The sequence below is a fragment of the Nocardia sp. 852002-20019_SCH5090214 genome (assembly GCF_001665865.1).
GTDB classification, from domain to species: Bacteria; Actinomycetota; Actinomycetes; order Mycobacteriales; family Mycobacteriaceae; genus Nocardia; species Nocardia nova.
The window spans coordinates 1-1,299 of record NZ_LZMK01000046.1; the positions used below are offsets into that span (position 1 = coordinate 1).

Sequence of the window (1,299 nt, forward strand, 5' to 3'; positions counted from 1 at the left end):
CCGACCAAACTGAGCGGAACAGCCGTGGCCGGCATGCTCGCCCGGGAACTCGAGACCCACTGCCCGGAGGGCTTCATCCCCGCTCGACTCACAGTCGACCTGTATCAACCGGTCGACAACGCCGCGTTCGATCTGCGCAGCACGGTGGTCCGTCGAGGATCTCGAATCACTGTTGCCGACGCGGCACTGTCGCAAGACGGTCAGCAACGTGTGAGGGCGACAGCCGTTTTCCTCACCACCGGGACCGAACCGCCTGGCCAGCTCTGGAGCCGAGACGAACCGCTGCCGGTTCCGCCGCAGGAGAGTGCTGTGCCCGGCGGGACGCCGCCGCTGTTCAAGAGCGGCGATCGCGACTGGTCCGAGGATTTCGCGGCGAATCAAAACGCCGACCGCAAAATCTCCTGGCAGAACCTGCCACCACTGGTCGCCGGGGAACCGATCACTGGGTTCCAGCGCGCCGCGATCCTGGGTGACTCCACGAACCACGTGTGTCACTGGGGCACCGAAGGCGCCGGCTACATCAACGCCGATGTGACCGTGGCTCTTTCGCGTCTGCCGATCGGCTGCGAACTCGGACTACGCGCCGACAACACCATCGCCTCGGCGGGCGTGTCCATCGGCAGCGCCACCCTCTACGACCGCACCGGCCCGGTCGGCACCTCCGTGGTCAGCACACTGTCGAACGCACGACGCCAAATCGACTTCGCCGCCACCACCAGCGCCGCATTCGGCGGCGAGTAACCGGCGGGTGCTTCACGGGTGAGGAAGCATCTCCGGCTGAGCGAGCCTGGCGATCGTTTGAGCAATGTCGGTGCCAGGCTGGCTGAAGGTGGCGTCGAAGTAGGCAAGCAGGTATGCCCGTTGCAGGTCGATCGAACGGGCCGTGTCGATTGTGCCGACTGCTTCGGCCTTCTTGGCGGGCTCGAGCAGGCCGGCCGTGGTCAGTTGCGGCAGGATGATCTGCTGGTCGCACAGCGACATGTGCTGGGTTCCTGCGATGCGCAGGGGGATCTTCACCCCAGTGTTGGTTGCCCAGCGCGGTTCCCAGCCCGGATTGCCGAACCAGGGCGAGGTGTCGCTGGCCAGCATCAGCAGCGGCCGGTCGAGACCGTCCGCGGCGACAGAGCCCAGGATCGGGCCGTCCAGATCGACGCCGGCACGGACACGGTGGTCGTCGTGCATCGTTTGCACGGTTGTCGACCCGCCTAGCGAGTGACCGAACATTCCGACTTTCGACAGGTCGAGGTCCTCGGCGAGGTGCGGTGGGAGTCCAGCGCGTCCCGGCTGTTCGGTGGCAGC

Annotated in this window: 1 protein-coding gene and 1 pseudogene; one reads left to right on the forward strand and one right to left on the reverse strand. The window is 66.4% G+C overall.

Annotation, left to right across the window (positions count from 1 at the left end; genetic code table 11):
* Positions 1-741: acyl-CoA thioesterase domain-containing protein (locus A5780_RS42970; protein WP_156769363.1), on the forward strand; the 741-nt coding region annotated here is incomplete at its 5' end.
* Between the two features lie 12 nt (positions 742-753).
* On the opposite strand, the pseudogene A5780_RS42975 reads toward A5780_RS42970, so the two are convergent.
* Positions 754-1,299: pseudogene (locus A5780_RS42975) on the reverse strand (hypothetical protein); the annotation flags it as partial.